The 21,465-nt window shown below is 59.8% G+C and carries 17 protein-coding genes and 1 pseudogene; 16 read left to right on the top strand and 2 right to left on the bottom strand.

Annotation, left to right across the window (positions count from 1 at the left end):
* Positions 1-24: 24 nt before the first annotated feature.
* Together CJU81_RS20770 and CJU81_RS24295 are read left to right on the top strand one after the other, a co-directional pair.
* Entirely contained in the window at positions 25-555 is a 531-nt protein-coding gene (locus CJU81_RS20770) for a nuclear transport factor 2 family protein (RefSeq protein ID WP_095038065.1), read from the top strand.
* Between the two features lie 228 nt (positions 556-783).
* Positions 784-861 (top strand): annotated as a pseudogene (locus CJU81_RS24295) (GNAT family N-acetyltransferase); the annotation flags it as partial.
* A 221-nt stretch (positions 862-1,082) separates the two neighbouring features.
* Here CJU81_RS24295 and CJU81_RS20765 read toward each other — a convergent pair.
* Positions 1,083-2,438, bottom strand: a complete 1,356-nt coding sequence (locus tag CJU81_RS20765; protein WP_095038064.1) for an MATE family efflux transporter — start codon at positions 2,436-2,438, stop codon at positions 1,083-1,085.
* A gap of 211 nt (positions 2,439-2,649) precedes the next feature.
* On the opposite strand from CJU81_RS20765, the gene CJU81_RS20760 reads away from it, so the two are divergent.
* The 14 genes from CJU81_RS20760 (at position 2,650) to CJU81_RS20695 (ending at position 21,023) form a co-directional block, all read left to right on the top strand.
* A complete protein-coding gene (locus CJU81_RS20760) occupies positions 2,650-3,333 on the top strand; it encodes a response regulator transcription factor (RefSeq protein ID WP_016780653.1) in 684 nt (227 codons plus the stop codon).
* Complete coding sequence (locus CJU81_RS20755; protein ID WP_095038063.1) at positions 3,311-4,699, top strand: sensor histidine kinase; 1,389 nt, start codon at positions 3,311-3,313, stop codon at positions 4,697-4,699. Before CJU81_RS20760 ends, CJU81_RS20755 begins: the two co-directional genes overlap by 23 nt.
* Before the next feature lie 550 nt (positions 4,700-5,249).
* On the top strand, positions 5,250-7,073 hold the full coding sequence (locus tag CJU81_RS20750) for an ABC transporter ATP-binding protein (protein WP_095038062.1): 1,824 nt from the start codon (positions 5,250-5,252) through the stop codon (positions 7,071-7,073).
* Between the two features lie 688 nt (positions 7,074-7,761).
* Complete coding sequence (locus CJU81_RS20745; RefSeq protein ID WP_095038061.1) at positions 7,762-8,571, top strand: energy transducer TonB; 810 nt, start codon at positions 7,762-7,764, stop codon at positions 8,569-8,571.
* A gap of 53 nt (positions 8,572-8,624) precedes the next feature.
* Entirely contained in the window at positions 8,625-9,329 is a 705-nt protein-coding gene (locus CJU81_RS20740) for a MotA/TolQ/ExbB proton channel family protein (protein WP_095030846.1), read from the top strand.
* Positions 9,329-9,730 carry an ExbD/TolR family protein gene (locus tag CJU81_RS20735; protein WP_016780647.1) on the top strand — a complete coding sequence of 134 codons (402 nt, stop codon included), beginning with the start codon at positions 9,329-9,331 and terminating at the stop codon, positions 9,728-9,730. Before CJU81_RS20740 ends, CJU81_RS20735 begins: the two co-directional genes overlap by 1 nt.
* A 221-nt stretch (positions 9,731-9,951) precedes the next feature.
* Positions 9,952-12,663: a TonB-dependent receptor gene (locus CJU81_RS20730; protein WP_095038060.1), complete on the top strand. Its 2,712-nt coding sequence runs from the start codon at positions 9,952-9,954 to the stop codon at positions 12,661-12,663.
* Positions 12,664-12,799: 136 nt separating this feature from the next.
* The gene (locus tag CJU81_RS20725) at positions 12,800-14,677 is read left to right on the top strand and encodes an extracellular solute-binding protein (RefSeq protein WP_095038059.1); all 1,878 of its coding nucleotides are present in this window, start codon (positions 12,800-12,802) and stop codon (positions 14,675-14,677) included.
* Position 14,678: 1 nt separating this feature from the next.
* On the top strand, positions 14,679-15,749 hold the full coding sequence (locus CJU81_RS20720; protein WP_095038058.1) for a microcin C ABC transporter permease YejB: 1,071 nt from the start codon (positions 14,679-14,681) through the stop codon (positions 15,747-15,749).
* The gene (locus CJU81_RS20715) at positions 15,749-16,771 is read left to right on the top strand and encodes an ABC transporter permease (RefSeq protein ID WP_095038057.1); all 1,023 of its coding nucleotides are present in this window, start codon (positions 15,749-15,751) and stop codon (positions 16,769-16,771) included. Before CJU81_RS20720 ends, CJU81_RS20715 begins: the two co-directional genes overlap by 1 nt.
* Before the next feature lie 8 nt (positions 16,772-16,779).
* Positions 16,780-18,378 carry an ABC transporter ATP-binding protein gene (locus CJU81_RS20710; protein ID WP_095038056.1) on the top strand — a complete coding sequence of 533 codons (1,599 nt, stop codon included), beginning with the start codon at positions 16,780-16,782 and terminating at the stop codon, positions 18,376-18,378.
* A 288-nt stretch (positions 18,379-18,666) separates the two neighbouring features.
* Positions 18,667-19,473: an ABC transporter substrate-binding protein gene (locus CJU81_RS20705; protein ID WP_095038055.1), complete on the top strand. Its 807-nt coding sequence runs from the start codon at positions 18,667-18,669 to the stop codon at positions 19,471-19,473.
* 134 nt (positions 19,474-19,607) lie between these two features.
* Positions 19,608-20,336 carry an amino acid ABC transporter permease gene (locus tag CJU81_RS20700; RefSeq protein ID WP_016780639.1) on the top strand — a complete coding sequence of 243 codons (729 nt, stop codon included), beginning with the start codon at positions 19,608-19,610 and terminating at the stop codon, positions 20,334-20,336.
* A 3-nt stretch (positions 20,337-20,339) separates the two neighbouring features.
* Positions 20,340-21,023, top strand: coding sequence for an amino acid ABC transporter permease (locus CJU81_RS20695; protein WP_095038054.1), 684 nt, complete (start codon positions 20,340-20,342; stop codon positions 21,021-21,023).
* A 105-nt stretch (positions 21,024-21,128) separates the two neighbouring features.
* On the opposite strand, the gene CJU81_RS20690 is transcribed toward CJU81_RS20695, so the two are convergent.
* Positions 21,129-21,464 carry a DUF3325 domain-containing protein gene (locus CJU81_RS20690; protein ID WP_095038053.1) on the bottom strand — a complete coding sequence of 112 codons (336 nt, stop codon included), beginning with the start codon at positions 21,462-21,464 and terminating at the stop codon, positions 21,129-21,131.
* Position 21,465: the final 1 nt, after the last annotated feature.

Raw genomic sequence — 21,465 nt, 5'->3', positions numbered from 1 at the left:
AACCCCTTTCAGAGCGAATCCCCCATGCCTGCACCCGCCCACTCGATTGAACACTACATCCATGCCAAGGACGGCAACCGGCCAGACCTGTTACGGCACTGCTTCACCCCTGACGCCAGCCTGGAAATGACTGTGCGCACGGCAACCATCGCCTTTCCGGCCCAGGCCAGCGGCCGAGCCGCGATAGCGGACATACTGGTGCGCAATTTTGCCCAGACCTATGAGAACGTCTACACCCTGTGCATCGGCCAGCCTCCCGCCGGGCACGCCAGCACACATACCTGCCAATGGCTGGTAGGCATGTCCGTCAAGACCAGCGGTGAGCTGCGCATAGGCTGCGGCGACTATCTGTGGCAGTTCGTACCGGGGTCGGGGCTGGTTCGCCATCTCAGCATCACCATCGAGCATATGCAGGTGTACGCGGCGCAAGACCTGGAGCCGGTGATGAACTGGCTGCAGAGCCTCAGTTACCCTTGGTGCATGGCTCAAGACTTGGTCAGGGCTGCACCGGCGGTGGGCGATCTTGAGTCCACCCTGAAGTTTTTTAAATCTTGAGCCCGAGTGTTTGAACGGGCATCACTTCAGGATGCAAGCAATGGCGCAGTTTCGATTGCACGATCTGCTCTGCATCCAGATCATGTTGCCGAAAACCCAGTGAGCAGACCCCGCAGCCTGCAATCATCAATTCAATGCCCCAATGATCCGTGTAACATTCACGTTTGTTTCTCGATCCCCCCGCCAGCCACGCGGGAGCCCGTAAAGCGGACCACTACCTGCAACTGCATGGGCTATGCCTATGTTCAGCCATCGCGGTCCGAGCACGGCGGCATGGCCTGGCATGAGATGATCATGGCTCTCTGACTGCCTTTACCAGCGCTTGCGGCGCTCGTTATTCCCGCCACCCCACAAGACGCAAAAAGGCATTGGTCTGCTTCGAAAACAAATATGTCGGGCAGTTCTGGGATCCCCCCGCGTCCCTGTCTGGTTGCGCGAGCAAAGCCGTGCCGTGTCCTGGGGTGCGGTGCCACGTCATGGGCTGAGCCCGCATCGCGCGCAAGCTCGCCGGACCGGCAGCGCAAACCTCACACCAGCCGCTGAATCTGCTTGTGCCGCCATACCAGCCGGTAGTAGGCGGTCTGCAGAACCAGCATGGCCACATAGGTCACCGGAAACGCCATCCACACGCCCTGCAGGCCAAAATGCGCATCCAGCACATACGCTGCCGGCAGTTCGATACACAGCACGCAAAAAATCGTGATACCCATGGGCACCAGCACCACGCCGCTGGCCCGCATGATCCCGCCGATCACCGCCTGGAAGCCGAACACCAGCACGCTCCAGAGCATGATGTGCAGCAGGTGCTCGGCCCTTACCCGCGCCTCGACATCGGTGATGAACAAGCCCAGCAACCAGTGCGACAGCACATAGCCGAGCACCACCAGGGCACCGGTCAGGCACAGGTTGATCAGCAAGCCGGTGCGCAGGATCGGCCCTATGCGTTCGATGCGCCCTGCTCCAATGGCCTGGGCGCCGAGGATCGAAGCGGTAATGGCAATCGACAGTGCCGGAAACTGTACATAGTTGACGATCTGGGTCACTGCGCCATAGGCCGCCGTGGCCTGGGAACCGTGGCTGTTGACCAGCGCCAGAATCACCAGCTCCGACAGCGACAACACCACCATCTGCACGCCTGTCGGCAAACCGATACGCAGCACCTTGCCCAGGATGTCCCGGTTCAGGCGCAGCGCGGCCCACAGCTCGCGATCCGGGGCCATCACATGGTTTTTGTGGCGCAGGCGCAACACCAGAAACAGCATGGCCAGTACGTTACCCACCAGCCCCGCATAGGCCGCACTTTGAATACCCAGGGTTGGCAGGCCACCCCAGCCCAGGATCAGCGCAGGGGTCAGCAGCAACCCCACCGCCGTGGACACCATCAGCGCCAGCAACGGCGATACCGTATCGCTGACCCCGCGCAAAATCTGGGTAAACAGGATAAATACCAGCAGCAACGGCATGATCAGCATCATCACCCGGGCATAGCCGACGGCTTCTTCCAGCACGTCAACCGGGGTACCCAACGCCTGCAAGGCCGGGCGCGCCAGCAGACTGCCGAGCACCGCGGCGACCAGGCCGATCGCTGCGCCGAGGGTCAGGGTTGCCCCGGTGATCTGCTTGACCAGTGCGGTTTCCCGCGCGCCCCAGGCCTGACCGATCAGCACTGAAGCCCCCGCCCCCAGGCCAATCACCAGCGCGATAAAAAAGAACACGATGGGAAACATCCCCGACACCGCAGCCAGCGCCTGGGTGCCCAGCAGTTGCCCGACATAGATGCCGTTAAGGGTCCCGGAAAAACTCTGCAGGAAATTGGACAGGACCATCGGCGCCAGGAAGATCAGGTAGATCAGCCATAGCGGCCGTTGTGAAGGGGTTTGCATGAAAAGTGAGTCCGAGAAAGTAACGACGTGGGTTTATACCGCATATGTAACTTAATATTGAAGCCAATAAACCCCCCATCCAAAGCGCTGGGCATTGGCCTTAGACCTGCCCTTTCTAACAGTTGGCTGAACATGAAGAAATATTCAGAAACGTTTCAGCTTTTTATGGGCAAAATGTGCTCACCGATAAAAAAGCTCATCAGGTGACGGTATGACGCGTATTTTGACCATTGAAGACGATGCCGTAACGGCCAAAGAAATCGTGGCTGAATTGACCAGCCACGGCCTTGAGGTCGATTGGGTTGCCAACGGCCGCGAAGGCCTGGTCCGCGCCGTAAGTGGCGATTACGACCTGATCACCCTCGACCGCATGCTCCCCGAGCTCGACGGCCTGGCGATTGTCACCACCCTGCGCACCATTGGGGTGAGCACACCGATCTTGATGATCAGCGCCCTCTCCGATGTCGATGAGCGCGTTCGCGGCCTGCGTGCCGGAGGTGATGATTACCTGACCAAGCCCTTTGCCAGCGATGAGATGGCAGCCCGCGTGGAAGTGCTGCTGCGGCGCAAGAGCCCGGCTGACAAATACGAAACCTCGCTGCGCGTCTCCGACCTCGAACTCAACCTGATTACCCGCGAAGCCAGCCGCAGCGAGCAACAACTGAGCCTGCTACCCACCGAATACAAGTTGCTGGAATTTTTGATGCGCAACACCGGGCAAATCCTCTCGCGCATGATGATTTTCGAAGAAGTCTGGGGCTATCACTTCGACCCGGGCACCAACCTCATCGATGTGCACATCGGTCGCCTGCGCAAAAAAATCGATCCGCCGGGCCAGGTGCCTCTGATTCGCACTGTTCGAGGCTCGGGTTATGTCATTGCCGAACCCCTCTAAGGGCTGGCGTTCTTCCAGCAGCCGGCTGCTGGCGCTGTACAGTTTCCTGTTTGTGGCCTGGAGCTGCATCCTGATGGGGGTGCTGTATTACGAAGTCTCGGATTACCTGGGCAACCTGGCCAGGCATTCGTTGATGCAGCGCCAGCACCTGTTTGCCCGCTTTGAAGGCGAACAACTGGACGAAGCGCTGGCCACCAGCATGACCTTCGATATGCGGGCAGTGGATGCCTATGGCCTGTTCGATCAGCAACACAAGCCGCTGAGCGGGCCGATCCAGTCCATTCCTCAGGGCTTGCCGCTGGACGGCCAGATCCACGCCCTGAGCAGCTGTATCGACTCCGATGACCCCAACCTGCCGCAAGACAGCTGCGATGCCGTGGCCACGCAAACCCAGGACGGCCGCTGGCTGGTGCTGGTGCGCGACAACGGCTCACTGTTTGCCGTCACGCGGATCATTTTGCATGCGCTGATCTGGGGCCTGTCGCTGACCATCATCCCCGGCATTGCCGGCTGGCACTTGCTGCGCCGCCGCCCGCTGCAACGCATCCGGTCGATCCAGGCCAGCGCCGAAGCGATTGTCGCCGGCGACCTGACCTACCGCCTGCCACTGTCCAACCGGCGTGACGAACTGGATATGCTGGCCGCCATTGTCAACGCCATGCTCGATCGCATCGAACTGCTGATGCACGAGGTCAAGGGCGTGTGCGACAACATTGCCCACGACCTGCGCACCCCGCTGACCCGATTGCGCGCCCAGTTGTACCGGATGCGCCAGCAAGCCGTCGAAGGCTCGGCCGAAGCGTTGCAACTGGACGAAGTGATCGGCGAAACCGACACCCTGATGGCACGCTTTCGCGGTTTGTTGCGCATCTCGGAACTGGAAGATCATCAGCGTCGCTCAGGCTTCCTGCAACTCGACCCGCTGCCGCTGCTGCAGGAACTGTACGATTTTTACCTGCCGTTGGCTGAAGAGGGTCAGGTGACGTTGACGCTCGAAACCCCAGCGGCCTTGCCCGGCCTCACGGGCGACCGGGCCTTGTTGTTCGAAGCTCTGGCCAACCTGCTGAGCAATTCGATCAAGTTCACCCCGCCCGGTGGTGAGGTGATCCTGCGGGCCACCGACGACAATGGCAGCCCGCGCATCGAAGTGCTCGATACCGGCCCCGGCATTCCCGAGGCCGAGCGGGTGGCGGTATTCCAGCGTTTTTACCGGGTCGATGACAAGCACGGCGGCTTTGGCCTTGGTCTGTCCATCGTGGCCGCCATCGTCAGCCTGCACGGCTTCAGCCTGGAGGTAAACAACCGCGAAAGCGGCGGCGCCTGGCTGACCCTGCATTGTCGGCAAAGTTTGATCAATCCCGGTTAACCGCGTCGCCTTCAATCGCGGGTAAGCCCGCTCCCACATGGCCGATGAACATCCTGTGGGAGCGGGCTTGCCCGCGATTGCGGCACCACGGTGCTCCTGCAATAAATAATCTTCATGTTCGACCGACACAACTTGGCACAGTTTTTTCTTGTTATTTCCCGTTCGCAGTTCTTTCTCCGGAATTACAGCTTCCAGGGGGTGCAACCCGCACCAGTTGCGAACAAGGGCGGTATAGCCGTCCATATTCAGTGCAAAGACGGACCAAAAGTCGCGTCAATGACCCGCTGTCATAAGGAATAACAACGATGTCAGATGTGCGCTCGCCAACCCTCCCCCTGTATTCCCCGCATGTGTGTGCCCTGCGCTGGCATGGCCAGAACTCCTGTCCGGGCACTGATACATAGTCTGCCGAGTTTTCTGAAGCCCCGCCTTGTGTGTGCGGGCGCCGGATAGCCACATCCTGTTTTTCTGCGTACCCCCTGCTTGGCCGCCCTTTAAGTAAGCGCGGCAGAAGCGGCTCTTTTGGCATTGTTTACAAGACAGGTATGTCATGTCCGAATTTGACGCTACAACCGTTCCTCCCAATCGGCCGTGGGCCCTGGTATGGCATTACATCCGCCTGTATCCGCGATGGTATTGGGGTATTACACTGCTGCAAGTCGGCGCTGCGATGGCCGCCACACTGATGCCTTACGCCATTGGCCGCATCACCGGCGCAGTCAGTGAAGGCGCCTGGCAGCAAGGCGATCTGTTGCAGGCCAGCCTGCCCGCCCTGGGCCTGCTGTTCGCCCTGGCGGTGATGCAACTGCTCTTCGCCAGGGGCGCCACGCTCTGCATGATCATGGTCAGGCCGCTGCAGAAAATCCGCATCGTGCGCGACCTGTTCGCCTATCTGCAGCGTCACTCGGCCCGCTATTTCGGTGAACACTTCGCCGGCAGCCTGGCCCACCGCATCAATGAAGGCACCATCGGCCTGCTGGAAATCACCTGGCTGCTGATCGTGGAAATGCTGCCGATTGTCGCGGTGCTGGTCACCAGCCTGGTCATGCTTTCCCTGGCGTCGCCCTGGCTGGGCCTGGGCCTGCTGGTCTGGGTGGCGGCCTACACCTGGCTGGCGTATCGGCTGTCACTCAAGGCCCAGAAACTGGCCGGCAAACATGCCAGTGCCCGTAGCCTGACCACCGGCAAGATTGTCGATGCGGTGGGCAACCTTAATAGCATCCGCTTGTTCGCCCGTCAGGATTACGAACTCGACTATCTGGCCCGCTACCAGATCGAAGAAAAACACGCCGGACAACGCTCGTTCTTCTATCAGGAAAAGGTCCGCATGCTGCAGGACAGCCTGGCCATTGTGCTGCGCGTCGGGCTGGTGGCCCTGGCGCTGTACTTGTGGCATCTGGGCAAGATCGATGTGGGCCAGTTTGTGATGGTGGCCACCCTAGGCTTGATGATCGTGGCGCAATGCAGCTTTTTGAGCATGCAGTTCATGCATTTTTTCGAGTGCATCGGCAATATCGAGAGCAGTATCGATACCCTGCTGCAACCCCATGAAATGCCCGATCAGCACAGCGCCCAACCGGTCAATATCGAGAAAGGCGCGATCCGCTTTCGCGATGTCAACTTCGGCTACAGCTCCGACAGGCCGATCTTCAAACACTTCAATCTGGATATTCGGGCCGGGCAACGGGTGGGCATTGTTGGTTTGTCCGGCTCCGGAAAATCAACGTTGCTCAGTCTTTTGCTGCGTTCGTACGAGCCCCAGAGCGGGAAAATTGAAGTGGACGGTATCGATATTCAGGCCATGACCCAGCAATCGCTGCACACCCATATCGGCTTGATCCCCCAGGAGCCCGGACTGTTTCATCGATCCTTGCGCGAGAATATCGGCTATGGCGATGTGAATGCCGGTGAAGTGCAAATTATCCTGGCCGCCAAACGCGCCCATGCCCATGAGTTCATTCTGCAAATGCCCGAAGGGTATGACGCGCTGATCGGTGAACGCGGGGTCAAGTTGTCCGGTGGTCAACGCCAGCGGATCGCGATTGCCCGGGCACTGTTAAAGAACGCCCCCATCCTGATACTGGACGAAGCCACCGCCAGCCTGGATTCAGAAACCGAAAGTCTGATCCAGAGCAGTCTTGACGACATCATGGCGGACAAAACCGTACTGGTAGTTGCCCATCGGCTCTCAACTATCGCCCATCTGGACCGCATTGTTGTATTGGACAAAGGGCACATTGCCGAAGATGGCAGTCACAACCAGCTACTTGAGCGCAAAGGCCTGTACTACCGACTTTGGCAGCATCAATCCGATGGTTTGTTAAGCGAAAAAGATACACATAAAGATGACTCACTAGTCACGGAAAAAGCTTAGCAGTCTTTATAACCGCACAACTAAATGACCTTTTCGCAACACTAACTGCCTGGCGCACACTTTTTTATTACTTGAAGTTATTAGCCTATAAGCACCTGCCCGCCGACGTTCGGCTGGCAGGTGCTTTTTTATTTGCAACCCGCCGACCCCGCGACCCTGAGCGGTTTAACCGGCTGCGCCCCCTGTTGGCACACGCAACGCCCTACGCCCACTGCATGGTCTAGCAACTGCACTGTAAGTTGGCAGTCACTGTTCACTTTGGTGCACTGTTTCATTACACCCGAACACAACCGCCTGATTGTCCGACAATAACACCCAACTAATCATACAACTAAGCCAGTTACTTCCGGTGACGCACTAGTTCATTTCTTCCTCATTAACCTTTTTGCAATTACTCGGCATGAAACCTGTCACGCCCTGATTAAATTAGATGCCCGCCGCCAAAAATTCCCGCCACTTCTGGCATAGCTGTTGCTTTACATAACTTAACGGAACTTTACACAACTCCCGACACCACCTTATTTGCTCCAGCCATTGGGAATAAAAATGAAAACCTTAGCCTTGAGTCCTTGATAGACCGCAATAAGTGCCCTCTCACTTATTGCCTGAACATTGACCCCATAGTTCTCGTCCCTGCGTGCAAGGGCGAACGGAGCCTTATTGCCCTTCATTTAGTCGAGGGACTTTTATGAGTGACGAGGTAAAGAATAAAACGCGGTCTACCCCGCTACTCGACGCCGAACGAGTACAGCAGTGGACCCATATTCCCCATGTACCCAACACCTCGACACCCGGGGGCCTGGTGACATCGCGGGCGCTGCTGCTGGTGGGCCTGGTGGCGCTGCTGCATGCAGGCGCCTGGTGGGTCATGCAGCAGGCCAAGGCCGAGCCTGTAGTGACGCCTCCCGAGATTCCGGAGATGACCGTCGAACTGACCAGCCCTGCCCCCCCGGCGCCTCCCGTGGAGGAGCCGCCACCACCGCCTCCGCCGCCAGAACCCGAAGCACCACCCGAGGACGAAGATGCAGTGAAGGAACCACCCAAGCCGGTGGAAAAACCCAAGCCCATAGAAAAACCCAAACCGGTGGTCAAGCCCAAACCCGTGCAAAAACCGCAGCCGGTCAAGCCAGCGCCACCGGCTCCTGCTGCTCCGGCGGCACCGACTGCGCCAACAGCACCCGCAGCACCTGCCGCAGCGCCGGGCCCGGTCAAGGAAACCGCCGCGGTCTCGGGGTTGGCCAGCCTTGGCAACCCGCCGCCGGAGTACCCGTCCCTGGCCTTGCGCCGCAGCTGGGAAGGCACCGTGGTGCTGCGCATCAAGGTGCTGCCCAACGGTCGCGCCGGCACGGTGGAGGTCACCCGATCCAGCGGCAAACAGGCACTCGATGACGCTGCAGTAGAAGCCGTACGCAACTGGAAGTTTGTCCCGGCCAAACGAGGGGATACCCCCATCGAAGGATTTGCCACCCAGACCATCTCTTTCAAATTGCCGGAATAACCCAGCCGGGTGCCGACACTAACTTTTATTTAGCCGCCGTGTGAGGTGTAACCATGAACGAGTCTCTGTCTTCCATGATTGTCCCCGGGGTGCTCTGGGCACTGGTGCTGTTTTCGGTGGTGAGCTGGGCCTTGCTGCTCATCAAGTCATCGCAATACCTGCGCCAGAAAGCGCAGAACAACCAGTTCAGCAAAGCCTTCTGGGCCGCCCCTGACCTGCTGACCGCCGCCGAACACGCCAGCCAGTACCCCGGCGCCCTGGCCCGCATCGCCAACAGCGGTTTTGAAGCCATGATTGTCGATGACACGCCACGCACCACCCAGCAACTGGCCCACACCATCAACCGCTCCGATCGCCTGGAGCGCAACCTGCGCCAACAGATCCAAAAGGAACGCCGCGCCCTGGAAAGCGGCCAGGCGATCCTCGCCAGTATCGGCAGCACCGCGCCCTTTATCGGCCTGTTCGGCACCGTATGGGGGATCATGGAGGCGCTGCAGACCATCGGCGCCACCGGTTCGGCCAGTCTGGAAACCGTAGCCGGACCCATCGGCCATGCCTTGATCGCCACCGGTGTAGGTATCGCGGTCGCAGTACCGGCGGTGCTGATTTACAACTTCTTCCTGCGCCGCCTCAAGCTGGCCTCGGCCAACATGGACGACTTCGCCCATGACTTCGACGCCCTCGCCCAGCGCAGCGCCTTTGCCATCGACCGCCAGGCCATTTCCAACAAGCGCACGCCAGTGCGGGAGGCAAGCTGATGTCTTTCTCAACCCAGGACAGCGACGAAGTACTCAGTGAAATGAACGTCACCCCGCTGGTGGACGTGATGCTGGTGCTGCTGGTGGTGTTTATCGTGACCACACCGATGATGACCAACGCGATCAAGATCAACCTGCCCAAGACCGATGCCGTGGCCTCGGCGCAGAAAAAAGACCCGGTGGTGGTCAGCGTCGACCAGGACGGCAAGTTCTACCTGGCCAAGAACGAAGTGGCCCCCGAACTGCTGGAAAAAAGCCTGCAGGACGTCAAGGCCCAAGACCCGGAAGTACGCGTGCAGTTGCAGGCGGACGAAGGGGTCAACTACGGCCAGGTGGCCAAGGCCATGGCCTCCATCGAGCGTTCGGGCATTACCAAGATTTCGGTGATGACCGCCAGATGAAGCCCTCACCCCAACCCTCTCCCTCCGGGAGAGGGTCAGGGTGAGGGGCTTTTGATCCTGTTGTAACCACGCACCACCCACGCCGCGCAGGGGTCTTTTGGCCCCTGCAGGGGAGCGGCTTGCTTGAAAAACGTGTTTTGCCCGGGTCGACACAACCCAACTGGAGTCATGAGGGCTCACAAGGCCATTCCAATAAACGTCTGAATAAGTCGGAAATAACCATGCAGATGAAGAGTTCAGGTTTTACCCTCAAGCCGCTCGTTGCAAGCTTGCAGCGTCACCGTTTTGTGCCGCTGTATCTGGTTGCTCTGGGGATGAGCGCGGGCCAGTTGCAGGCAGCCGAAGTGACTGCAGCGGATTCGAGCGCTACTGTCAGCAGCGCTGATACGGCGCCTGCGCCAGCCACCACGCAGCTGGACCGGGTCGAAGTGACCGGCTCGGCAATCCGCCGCGTGGATGCCGAAACCGCCGTGCCCATCACCATCCTGCGTGCCGAGCAGTTACGCAACGAAGGCGTAACCACCACCGCCGAGATCATGCAGCGCGTGACGGGCAACCAGTCATTGCGCAACTCGGCCAGCTCCGTAGGTTCCGGCACCGGGGGTTCGAGCTTTGCCGACATGCGCGGCATCGGTGCCAACAAGACCCTGGTACTGCTTAACGGCCGCCGCCTGGGCAACAACGCCATCGACGGCTCAGCGGTAGACCTGAACACCATCCCGTTTGCCGCCATTGACCGCGTCGAAGTATTGCGCGACGGCGCATCGGCCTTGTACGGCACTGACGCGATTGGCGGCGTGATCAACTTCATCACCAAAAAATCCATGACCGACGGCACCCTGTCCCTCGGCGGCGAAGGGGCAGACGCCAGCGGTGGCGGCGACAGCCACGATATCAGCGGTAGCTGGGGCTATGGCGATCTGGAAAAAGACCGTTTCAATGTCATGGCCGTCGCCGGCTATAACAAGCAGAACGCCCTGCATGCCAGGGACCGCACGTTCGCCAGCAACTACGACCCGGGCCGCGGCCTGGATCAGACGTCCGGCACGTCTTACCCCGCCAACTGGAGCCAGGGCAATATCAACACCAACCCGCTGTCGGCCAATGGTTGCAACGGGGCAAACCTGGTTCTGCGCCAGGGGCTGTGCCGCTATGACACGCGCAACTACGTCGACCTGCTGCCGGAAACCGAGAAGACCTCCTTTTTCGGCAAGGCCACCGGCAAGATCACCGATGACGACAACGTCAACCTCGAGTACTTCTGGGCCCGCAACAACAATGCCGTGGGTGTTGCCCCCGCCCCCCTGATCGGCGCCAGCATGGACCCGAGTTCGCCCTACTACCCGGGCAACGGCATAACCCCGGGCAGCAGCGATCCGTCGTTCGACCCTACGCAACCGATCGGCCTGAACTGGCGAGAAACCGCTGCCGGTGGCCGCCAGAGCAAAGACCAGAACACCAGCCAGCGTCTGGTATTGAGCTTTGATGGTGTGGCCAAGGGCTGGGATTACAATGTCGGTGCCTCGTACAACCAGAATCAGGTGAACTCCAGCGTCACGGGCGGTTACGCCAGCGACGCGGCCATGCTCAACGGCATTGCGGATGGCATCATCAATCCGTTCGGTCCGCAGACACCTGCCGGGCAGGCCTATATCGACGATCACCAATATCATGGCCAGTACATGTCTTCGGTGGGCCGGGTCACCGGTATCGACGGGCGCATGAGCCGTGAAGTCGGCGACTGGTTCGGCGCAGGCCCGTCGGGCCTGGCGATCGGCGGTGAATATCGGCAGGAGAAGTTCCACCAGACCTTCGATGGTTTTGTCGCGGATATTTCCAGCCTCGGAGCCGACCCTGACGCCAGTGTCTCGGGTGACCGTAACGTCAAGGCGGTGTACACCGAACTGAACGTGCCCGTGCTCGACAGCCTGGAACTGTCGGCCGCCGTGCGTCACGACAAATACAGCGACTTTGGCAGCACCACCAACCCGAAATACTCGTTCCGCTACCAGCCGGTCAAAGAGCTGGTGGTACGCGGTGCCTACAGCGAAGGCTTCCGCGCACCGTCGCTGTACGAGCTGTACAACCCGCAATACACCACTTACACCCAGGGCTACTACAACGATCCGCGCCTGTGCACCGGCGGCGTCGTGCAACCGGGCGGCAACGCCGGGCGCGACTGCGGTCAACAGTTCCATAACCGCACCGGCGGCAACACTGAACTGTCCCCTGAAAAAGCCCGCAACGTGACCGTCGGTTTTGTCTACCAACCCGTGCGCAATCTGTCGATGGGCCTGGATTTCTGGTGGATTCACATCGCCAACCAGATTGCCGAGTTTCCGGAATCCACCGTCTTTGACGATCCGAACGCCTATGCTGACCGCTATATTCGCAATGCTGACGGCTCTCTGAACTACGTACAGACCGGCCTCGCCAACCTGGGTGCCGTTAAAACCAGCGGCGTCGATGTGTCGCTGGACTACAAGTTCCCCAACACCCCGTATGGTCAGTTCGGCCTGGGTCTGCAGGGCACTTACGTGTCGCGCTATGACTACCAGACCACCATCGGCGGCAGCTACACCGACAAAGTCGGTGCGTTCAAGGATGACGGTATGGTCGCGCGCTGGAAGCACGTGCTCAGCGGCACCTGGAACCTGGGCGCCTACCGTGCCTCGCTGGTCAACCGCTTCACCAGCGGTTATGACGACGCCGATCCGGACACTCACTCCCGTGTAGCGTCTTACACCTTGTGGGATATCTCCGGTGGCTACACTTTCAATAAAACCGTGGACCTGGATGCGGGGATCAAGAACATGTTCGACCGTAACCCGCCGTTCTCCAACCAGGCCTACAACTTCCAGAATGGCTACGATCCACGTTACGCCGATCCAATGGGCCGTACATTCTTCGCCCGTGCTACCTATCACTTCTGAGTAACCAGCGCTGCCGGCACACTCCGGCCGGCAGCGGTTTAACTGCGAAATCGCGACCCCGCCGCGTTTTAACGCGCAATGCGGCGGGGATTTTTCCAGGCAGTCGATGGTTCTACACGCGGTACAAGGAAGCCCAATGATGTCTGCATTTTTCCTGCCCCTGCTCCGTTCGCTGCTGGTACCCGTGTTGTCTTGCGTGTGCCTGAGCGTCAACGCCGCGCCCGGCCATGCCCTGACGGTGTATGGCGAAGCGCCCAAATACCCGGCCAGTTTCCAGCACTTCGACTTTGTAAACCCGGATGCGCCCAAAGGCGGTTCGCTGAGTCGCACGTCAATGGAAATTGGCCAGTTCACTTACCTGTCGCCGTATATCGACCAGGGCACCGGTGTCGCCCAGGTCGATCAATGGGTGAACGCCCCTCTGGCATTCCGCTCGCTGGACGAGCCCTATACGGTTTACGGGCTTGTGGCGCAAAAGATCGAACGCGACCCCGACGGCCTGTGTGTACGGTTCTACCTGAACCCCAAGGCCCGCTTCGCTGACGACACCCCGATCACCGCCCAGGACGTGGCCTATACCTACGACACCCTGATGACCAAAGGCAGCCTGAGCTATCGCATGCTCTACGGCGAGGTCAAGGACCGGGTCATCGAAGGTCCGCTGCAGATACGCTTCGACTTCAAGAACAACCAGAACCGCACCCTGGCGCTGGATCTGGCGAGCATGCACGTGCTGCCGGAACACTGGTGGAAGACCCGCGACTTTGCCACCGGGGGCGGCTACGAGCCGCCGCTGGGCAGCGGCCCGTATTCGGTCTCCCAGGTTGACCCGGGGCGCAGTGTGAGCTTTGAACGCAACAAAACCTGGTGGGCCAAAGACTTGCCGGTGAGCAAAGGCCTGTACAACTTCGACCGTTTGAAAGTGATGTTCTACAGCGACATAGACGTAGCCCGCGAGATGCTTAAAGCCGGGGCGTTTGATTACAACCGCGAGTTTTCCGCCACCGGTTTCAGCATCGGCTACGCCAGCCCGGTATTGAGCGACGGGCGCTTGCAGAAAGGCGTGTTCGCCAAGGAAAAACCCAGTGCCGGCCAGGGGTTTACCTTCAACCTGCAAAACCCGTTTTTTCAGGACCGCCGGGTACGCGAGGCGCTGAGCCTGCTGTGGGATTTTGAATGGACCAACAAGCAGATGATGCGCAATTTTTATGTGCGCGAGCAAAGCTACTTCCCCAAAAGCGAAATGTCCGCCACGGCCCTGCCCGACGCCCGTGAGCTGGAAATTCTTGAACCCTTGCGCGGGCAAATCCCCGATGAAGTGTTCACCCAGGTGTACCAGGCGCCGAAAACCGATGGCAGTGGCTATATCCGCGATAAACAGCTGCAAGCCCTGGCACTGCTCAAGGAAGCCGGCTGGACACCGAAAAACAACCTGCTGGTCAACGCCAGGGGCGAACCCCTGCGCTTCACCTTTCTCGACAGCCCGAGCGGTTTCGATCGCATGGTTCTGCCCTGGAAACGTACCCTGGCGCAGATCGGCATCACCATGGACATTCGCAAAGTCGACTCGGCGCAGTACATCAACCGCACCAACGCCCGCGACTACGACATGATGGTCGGCCAGTTCCCCCGCAACGGTCAGCCGATCGTTTCGCCGGGCCGCGAGCTGTACGACATGTTTGGCTCACGCAGCGCCACCCAGGCCGGTGCTTCCAACAACATGGTGCTGCGCAACCCGGCCGTCGACAGGCTGATTGACGGGGTAGTCCAGGCCAACAGCCGCGAAGAAATGGTCCACTACACCCGCGCCCTCGACCGTGTACTGCTGTGGAACTACTACATGATTCCGCACTACTACTCGGTGGGCACCCCGACGGTGTACCTGAACCGCTTCGGCCAGCCCGCCAAGGAGGCCAAGTTCGATGAAGGCCTGGACACCTGGTGGGAAATCAGCAAAACCCCGTTAACCAACGCTGCGTATGGCCAGGCCAGCGCACAGCCGGAGGGTCATTGAGATGCTGCATTACATCAGCCGTCGCCTGTTACTCATCATCCCCACCCTGCTGTGCATTCTGGTGGTCAACTTTCTGATCGTGCAGGCCGCCCCCGGTGGCCCGGTAGATCAAGCGATTGCCCGCTTGCAGGGCTTTGGCGGCGCTGCAGTGGGCGGTGGTGGCGGTGAAATGGCCGCGTCCGCCGCGGGTGCCAGCCGCAGCAGTCGCGGCCTCGACCCGGCGCTGATCGAAGAAATCACCAAGCATTACGGCTTCGACAAACCCATGCACGAGCGTCTGTGGCTGATGCTCAAGAACTACGCGCAACTGGACTTCGGCACCAGCTTCTTTCGCGGCGCCAAGGTCACCGACCTGATCGTGGAAAAGTTGCCGGTGTCCATTTCGCTGGGTTTGTGGGCAACGCTGATCACCTACCTGATTTCAATCCCGCTGGGCATCCGCAAAGCCATTCACAACGGCAGCGCCTTCGATGTATGGACCAGCACCGCAATTATCATCGGCTACGCCATGCCGGCATTTCTGTTCGCCATTCTGTTGATCGTGGTGTTTGCCGGCGGCAGTTATGTCAGCTGGTTCCCGGTGCAGGGCATTGTCTCGGACAACTTCGACAGCCTGAGTTTTTTCGGCAAGATCGGTGACTACCTGTGGCACATGGTGCTGCCGGTATCGGCACTGGTGATCGGCGGTTTTGCCACGCTGACCATCCTCACCAAAAACAGCTTCCTCAACGAAATCAGCCGCCAGTATGTGGTCACCGCGCGAGCCAAGGGCCTTACCGAGCGGCGCGTGCTCTACGGCCATGTGATGCGCAACGCCATGTTGCTGGTGGTGGCCGGGATTCCCCAAGCGCTGATCGAAGTGTTCTTTGCCGGTTCACTGTTGATTGAAACCATCTTCAACCTCGACGGTATCGGCCGCATGAGCTACGAAGCGGCAGTGTCGCGGGACTACCCGGTGGTGTTCGGCACGCTGTTTCTGTTCACCCTGTTCGGCCTGCTGATCAAGTTAATCGGCGACCTGTGCTACACCCTGCTCGACCCCCGTATCGATTTCTCGGCGAGGACTGCCTGATGTTTACCCTCTCCCCGCTTGGCCGTCGCCGCCTCAAACACTTCAAGGCCAACCGCCGCGGCTGGTGGTCGCTGTGGATCTTTATCGGGCTGTTCGTGGTATGCCTGGGCGGTGAACTGATTGCCAACGACAAGCCCCTGGCGATTCACTACAAGGACAGCTGGTACTTTCCGATTGTCAGCAGCCATCTCGAAACCGATTTCGGCGGCGAGTTGCCCTTCGAACCCGATTACCGCAGCGACTACGTGCGCACGCTGATTACCGATCAGGGCGGCTGGATGCTGTTCGCGCCGATTCCGTTCAGCTACGACACCGTCAACTACGACCTCCAGGAGCCCTCACCCAGCCCGCCGAGCGCCACCAACTGGCTGGGCACTGACGACCAGGCCCGGGACGTGCTGGCCCGGGTCATATTCGGCGCACGGATTTCCATCCTGTTTGCCTTGATCCTGACGGCTATCAGCACCGTGGTCGGGATTACCGCCGGTGCCTTGCAAGGCTTCTACGGTGGCCTGGTCGACCTGCTTGGCCAACGGGTGCAGGAAATCTGGGCCGGGTTGCCGGTGTTGTACCTGCTGATCATTTTGTCCGGCTTTGTGGCGCCGAGTTTCTGGTGGTTGCTGGGCATCATGGCGCTGTTCAGCTGGCTGGCCCTGGTGGACGTGGTGCGCGCCGAGTTCTTGCGCGGGCGCAGCCTGGAATACGTCAAGGCCGCGCGGGCATTGGGCCTGACCGACGGTGCACTGATGCGCCGGCATATCCTGCCCAACGCCATGACCTCCACCCTGACCTACCTGCCCTTTATCCTGACCGGCGCGATCGCCACCCTCACCGCCCTGGACTTTCTCGGCTTCGGCATGCCGCCGGGCAGCGCCTCGCTGGGCGAACTGATCGGCCAGGCCAAACACAATCTGCAGGCGCCGTGGCTGGGCCTGACCGCGTTCTGTGCGCTGGCGCTGATCCTGTCGCTACTGGTGTTTATCGGCGAAGCCTGCCGCGATGCCTTCGATCCCCGGACCTGAGAATTGACATGACCAACACACTGATAGAAATCCGCGACTTGCGCGTGAGCTTTGCCGGGGCAGAAGTGGTTCACGGCATCAACCTCGATATCCGCCGTGGCGAGTGCATGGCCCTGGTGGGCGAGTCGGGCTCGGGCAAATCGGTCACGGCGCACTCGATCCTGCGCTTGCTGCCGGGCAAAGACGTGCAGACCCAAGGCAGCATCCGTTATGCCGGCACCGACCTGGTTACAGCCACTGACAGCCAGTTGCGCAGCTTGCGCGGCAACCGCATTGCGATGATTTTTCAGGAGCCGATGACCTCGCTTAACCCGTTGCACACGGTGCAAAAGCAGATCAGTGAAATCCTCATCACCCACAAGGGCCTGAAAACCCGGGCAGCGCGCCAACGCACCCTGGAACTGCTGGAACTGGTGGGCATCCGCGAACCGGCCAAACGCCTCAATGCCTACCCGCACCAGCTGTCCGGCGGGCAGCGCCAGCGGGTAATGATTGCGATGGCCCTGGCCAACGAACCGGAGTTGTTGATTGCCGATGAACCGACCACGGCACTGGACGTGACGGTGCAGCAAAAAATCCTCGAACTGTTGATCGACCTGCAACAGCGCCTGGGCATGTCGTTGTTGCTGATCAGCCACGACCTCAACCTGGTGCGTAAAATCGCCCAGCGCGTGTGTGTGATGCGCGGCGGCGAGATTGTCGAGCAGGCCAGTTGCGCGGCCCTGTTCCGCGAGCCGAAACACCCCTATAGCCGCATGCTGATCGAGGCCGAGCCCACAGGCAGCCCCGTGCCCGGCGAATACCGGCACAACCTGCTGGAGGTCCGCGACCTGAAGGTCTGGTTTCCCCTGCCCAAGCCGCTGTTCAGCCGCGAGCGGCACTTTATCAAGGCGGTGGACGGGGTCAGTTTTGAGCTGAAAAAAGGCCGCACCCTGGGTATTGTCGGCGAGTCCGGCTCGGGCAAATCAACCCTCGGCCAGGCGATTTTGCGGCTGGTCGACTCAGAGGGGGATATCCGTTTTGGCAACAAACAACTGAACATCCTCAGTCAGAACCTGCTGCGTCCATTGCGCCGGCAGATGCAGGTGGTGTTCCAGGACCCGTTTGGCAGCCTGAGCCCGCGCATGTCAGTGCAGCAGATCATCAGCGAAGGCTTGCTGGCCCATGACATTGGCACTGAACAGGAGCGCGAGGCGGCGGTGATCCGGGTCTTGCAGGAAGTAGGCCTGGACCCGCAAAGCCGCCATCGCTACCCCCATGAATTCTCGGGTGGCCAGCGCCAGCGCATCTCCATTGCCCGCGCGCTGATCATGGAACCGGACTTGATACTGCTCGACGAGCCGACCTCGGCGCTGGACCGCACGGTGCAAAAACAGGTGGTCGACCTGCTGCGCGACCTGCAGGCGCGGCATGGCCTGACCTACCTGTTTATCAGCCACGACCTGGCGGTGGTGCATGCCCTGGCCCACGACATGATCGTGATCAAGGACGGCAAAGTGGTGGAACAGGGGGATGCGCAGTCCATCTTCGACAACCCGCAACACCCCTATACCCGGGAACTGTTGCAGGCCAGCAGCTTGAAGACGCAGGAACTTGAGTTGGCATAAGATCCGGCACCTCTTGTAGTCGCTGACGAGGAACGAAGGCTGCGATCGGTTTGGTGTGCCACTGCGACGAAGCAGTCGCAAAATCAGACACCGCGGTGTGCCAATTGAATCCGTTTCTCAGGTTTTACGGCCGCTACGCAGCCGATCGCAGCCTTCGCTCCTCGTCAGCGACTACAGACCAACACATAGAACCTAAAAGAATATATAAATCATTTTATATTCTTTTTTAAAATTAAAATTTCCTGCAAGACTCTCGTCATAACTCTTCCAACTCATGATGAGAACGAAATGAAAAAATTCACTGCCCTCACCGCCCTGACCCTGGCTGTTTTATCTGGCCTGGCCCACGCCGATCGTCTGGATGACATCAAAAAATCCGGCGTGCTGCGTGTAGCGTCCTTTGACAGTAACCCGCCATTCGGCTTTGTCGATGCCAAAAGCAAGCAGATCGAAGGCCTGGACGTGGACTACGCCAAGGCCATCGCCGACAAGCTGGGCGTGAAGTTGCAGTTGCAGCCGACCAACCCGGCCAACCGCGTACCCTTGCTGGTCGCGAACAAGGTGGACCTGGTATTGGCCAACTTTACCATCACCCCCGAGCGCGCCGAGCAGGTGAATTTCAGCATTCCGTACTTCGCTTCGGGCCAGCAATTTATCGTCAAGAAAGGCACCCTCACATCCCCCGACGAACTGAATAAATGGCGCGTGGGCGTGGACAAGGGCACAGTCAACGAAGGCGTACTGCGCGAGAAATTCCCCGGTGCCAAAGTGGTGGCCTACGATGACACCCCCTTCGCCTTCACTGCCCTGCGCAACGGTAACGTCCAAGCCATCACCCAGGACGGCCCGAAGCTGATCGGCCTGCTGGCCAATGTGCCGGACAAGGACAAATACGAAGTGCCGCCGTTCACCATTTCCAATGACCTGATCGGTGTCGGCATTCCCAAAGGCGAAGCGCGCCTGACCGAGGTGGTCAACCAGACCCTCACCGACCTCGAAGCCCAGGGCAAGGCCCAGGGCATTTATGACGCCTGGTTCGGTCCGACCACCAAGACCCCGCTGACCCGCCTGTACAAGATTGGCGACAAGAGCTAAGCCACTGCCTCTGTGGGAGCGAGCCTGCTCGCGAAGACTTTGCACGGGCAGGCTCGTTCCCACAGCTCCTGTCTCCTTCAGCCCGTCACGGTCAACCGGACGGGTTGGCTCGTTTCTGGATGGACGCTGTTTCTATGTTCGGTGAACTGCTTGCCCCGCAATACCTGCACTGGTTGCTCGATGGTTTTGTCCTCACCCTGATCCTTTCCCTGCTGACCTGTCTGGTGGCGACCGGGCTGGGGTTTTTGCTGTGCCTGGCACGCCTCTCGCCTTTGCGTGTGTGGTCATGGCCGGCACGGGCCTACCTGGCCCTGTTTCGCAACACGCCACTGCTGGTGCAGCTGTTTTTCTGGTACTTCGGGGTCACGGCCATGTTGCCCGAAGGGCTGGTGATGTGGCTCAACCAGCCCCGAAGCCTGTCCCTGGGCCTGTTTGAAATTGAATGGCCGTCGTTTGAATTTCTCGCCGGGTTCTGGGGGCTGATGCTCTATACCGCCGCCTTTATTTGCGAGGAGTTTCGCGCAGGTGTCAGCTCGGTGCGCGTAGAACAACGGGCGGCGGGCCTGGCACTGGGCCTGAGACCGGCACAGGTGTGGCGCTATATCGTGTTCCCGCAGGCGCTGCGCACGGCGCTGGGGCCGTTGCTGGGGCAGTACATGAACGCCCTGAAAAACTCGTCACTGACCATGGCCATTGGCTTGGCCGAGCTGTCCTATGCCTCGCGTCAGGTCGAGACCGAAACCTTCAAGACCTTCCAGGCCTTCGGTTTTGCCACCCTGCTGTATGTGGCCAGCATTGCCTTGATCGAAGTGCTTGGCCAGTTGATTGCACGCAGTAAGTGGTATCGCCAAGGAGTGGTGTAAGTCATGGATTTTTCGGTTATCAGTGACAATTTTTCCTATTTCATGCTCGGTGCCTGGCCCAACGGACCTTTGGGCGGCGCGGCACTGACGCTGCTGCTCAGCCTGTTGTCAGGGATTATCTCGGCATTGCTGGGGCTGGTGCTGGGCATTGCGCTGGTGATGATTCGCGGCAAAATGCGCTGGTTGCTGCTGGGGGTACTGGGATTTTTGCGGGCAATTCCAGTGGTGATGCTGATTTTCTGGAGTTACTTCCTGCTGCCCATCCTGTTCAAGGTTGATGTACCCGCGCTGGCCACCGTGGTGTGTGCGCTGTCGCTGATTGGCGGTGCGTACCTGGCGCACTCGGTGTATGCCGGAATCAGCAGCCTGCCGGCCGGGCAATGGGCGGCAGGCACGGCGCTGGGCCTGGGCAAGTGGCAGGTGCTGCGCCTGATCATCCTGCCCCAGGCCCTGCCGATGATGCTGCCCTCCTTTCTCAACCAGTGGATCTCACTGATCAAGGACACCTCGCTGGCCTATGTGATCGGCGTGGGCGAACTGTCGTTTGTCGCCACCCAGATCAGTAATCGGGTGATGGTGCACCCCACCGAAATATTCCTGTTTGTGGCGCTGGTGTACTTCGTGTTTTGCAGCAGCCTGGATCTGATTGCCAATCGCTGGGTGCGAAAACCCGCGCAGACCCGGTAGTCGCTGCCGAAGGCTGCGAAGGGGGGCGCAGCCCCCCGTTTTCTGCAAGAGCACCCAGGTCTCTTCGCAGCCTTCGTTCCTCGTCAGCGACTACAAGGTCGGGCATCAGAGCAAGGTTGCGATCACCGCCCAAACCGGCACGAAGCCCATTGGCAGCCACACGGCCAGTCGCGGCCGATAAGGCAACAGCATCAGCAGGCTAAAACCGCTCAGCGAGAGCAGGCCAAACCAGCCCACCGGCCCCATCGCCCAGCCCCAGGCCTGCGCGCAAAACCACAAGCTCAGTGCCAGGCTCACCCAGCCAGCAACCCGCAGCAAACGGCTCAGTCGGGCCGATGGGGCTTTGCCCCACACCTGTTTGTAATGGCGGTCCAACCCCTGACACAGCGCCAGCATGCCGAGGTAGGCGAATCCCAGACCCGCAAAAAAATCAGCCAGCATC

Source organism: Pseudomonas fragi (genome assembly GCF_002269505.1).
Taxonomy (GTDB): Bacteria; Pseudomonadota; Gammaproteobacteria; order Pseudomonadales; family Pseudomonadaceae; genus Aquipseudomonas; species Aquipseudomonas fragi_D.
The sequence above is the reverse complement of the archived record's forward strand: the minus strand, read 5'-3'. Positions and strand labels throughout refer to the sequence as shown.

Bases quoted from the DNA above. Each gene is read 5' to 3' on its own strand.
- CJU81_RS20725 (WP_095038059.1), top strand. From the start codon at position 12,800: ATGATGTCTGCATTTTTCCTGCCCCTGCTCCGTTCGCTGCTGGTACCC.
- CJU81_RS20705 (WP_095038055.1), top strand. From the start codon at position 18,667: ATGAAAAAATTCACTGCCCTCACCGCCCTGACCCTGGCTGTTTTATCT.
- CJU81_RS20745 (WP_095038061.1), top strand. From the start codon at position 7,762: ATGAGTGACGAGGTAAAGAATAAAACGCGGTCTACCCCGCTACTCGAC.
- CJU81_RS20770 (WP_095038065.1), top strand. From the start codon at position 25: ATGCCTGCACCCGCCCACTCGATTGAACACTACATCCATGCCAAGGAC.
- CJU81_RS20750 (WP_095038062.1), top strand. From the start codon at position 5,250: ATGTCCGAATTTGACGCTACAACCGTTCCTCCCAATCGGCCGTGGGCC.
- CJU81_RS20765 (WP_095038064.1), bottom strand. From the start codon at position 2,438: ATGCAAACCCCTTCACAACGGCCGCTATGGCTGATCTACCTGATCTTC.
- CJU81_RS20730 (WP_095038060.1), top strand. From the start codon at position 9,952: ATGCAGATGAAGAGTTCAGGTTTTACCCTCAAGCCGCTCGTTGCAAGC.
- CJU81_RS20715 (WP_095038057.1), top strand. From the start codon at position 15,749: ATGTTTACCCTCTCCCCGCTTGGCCGTCGCCGCCTCAAACACTTCAAG.
- CJU81_RS20710 (WP_095038056.1), top strand. From the start codon at position 16,780: ATGACCAACACACTGATAGAAATCCGCGACTTGCGCGTGAGCTTTGCC.
- CJU81_RS20695 (WP_095038054.1), top strand. From the start codon at position 20,340: ATGGATTTTTCGGTTATCAGTGACAATTTTTCCTATTTCATGCTCGGT.
- CJU81_RS20720 (WP_095038058.1), top strand. From the start codon at position 14,679: ATGCTGCATTACATCAGCCGTCGCCTGTTACTCATCATCCCCACCCTG.
- CJU81_RS20735 (WP_016780647.1), top strand. From the start codon at position 9,329: ATGTCTTTCTCAACCCAGGACAGCGACGAAGTACTCAGTGAAATGAAC.
- CJU81_RS20700 (WP_016780639.1), top strand. From the start codon at position 19,608: ATGTTCGGTGAACTGCTTGCCCCGCAATACCTGCACTGGTTGCTCGAT.
- CJU81_RS20755 (WP_095038063.1), top strand. From the start codon at position 3,311: ATGTCATTGCCGAACCCCTCTAAGGGCTGGCGTTCTTCCAGCAGCCGG.
- CJU81_RS20760 (WP_016780653.1), top strand. From the start codon at position 2,650: ATGACGCGTATTTTGACCATTGAAGACGATGCCGTAACGGCCAAAGAA.
- CJU81_RS20740 (WP_095030846.1), top strand. From the start codon at position 8,625: ATGAACGAGTCTCTGTCTTCCATGATTGTCCCCGGGGTGCTCTGGGCA.
- CJU81_RS20690 (WP_095038053.1), bottom strand. From the start codon at position 21,464: ATGCTGGCTGATTTTTTTGCGGGTCTGGGATTCGCCTACCTCGGCATG.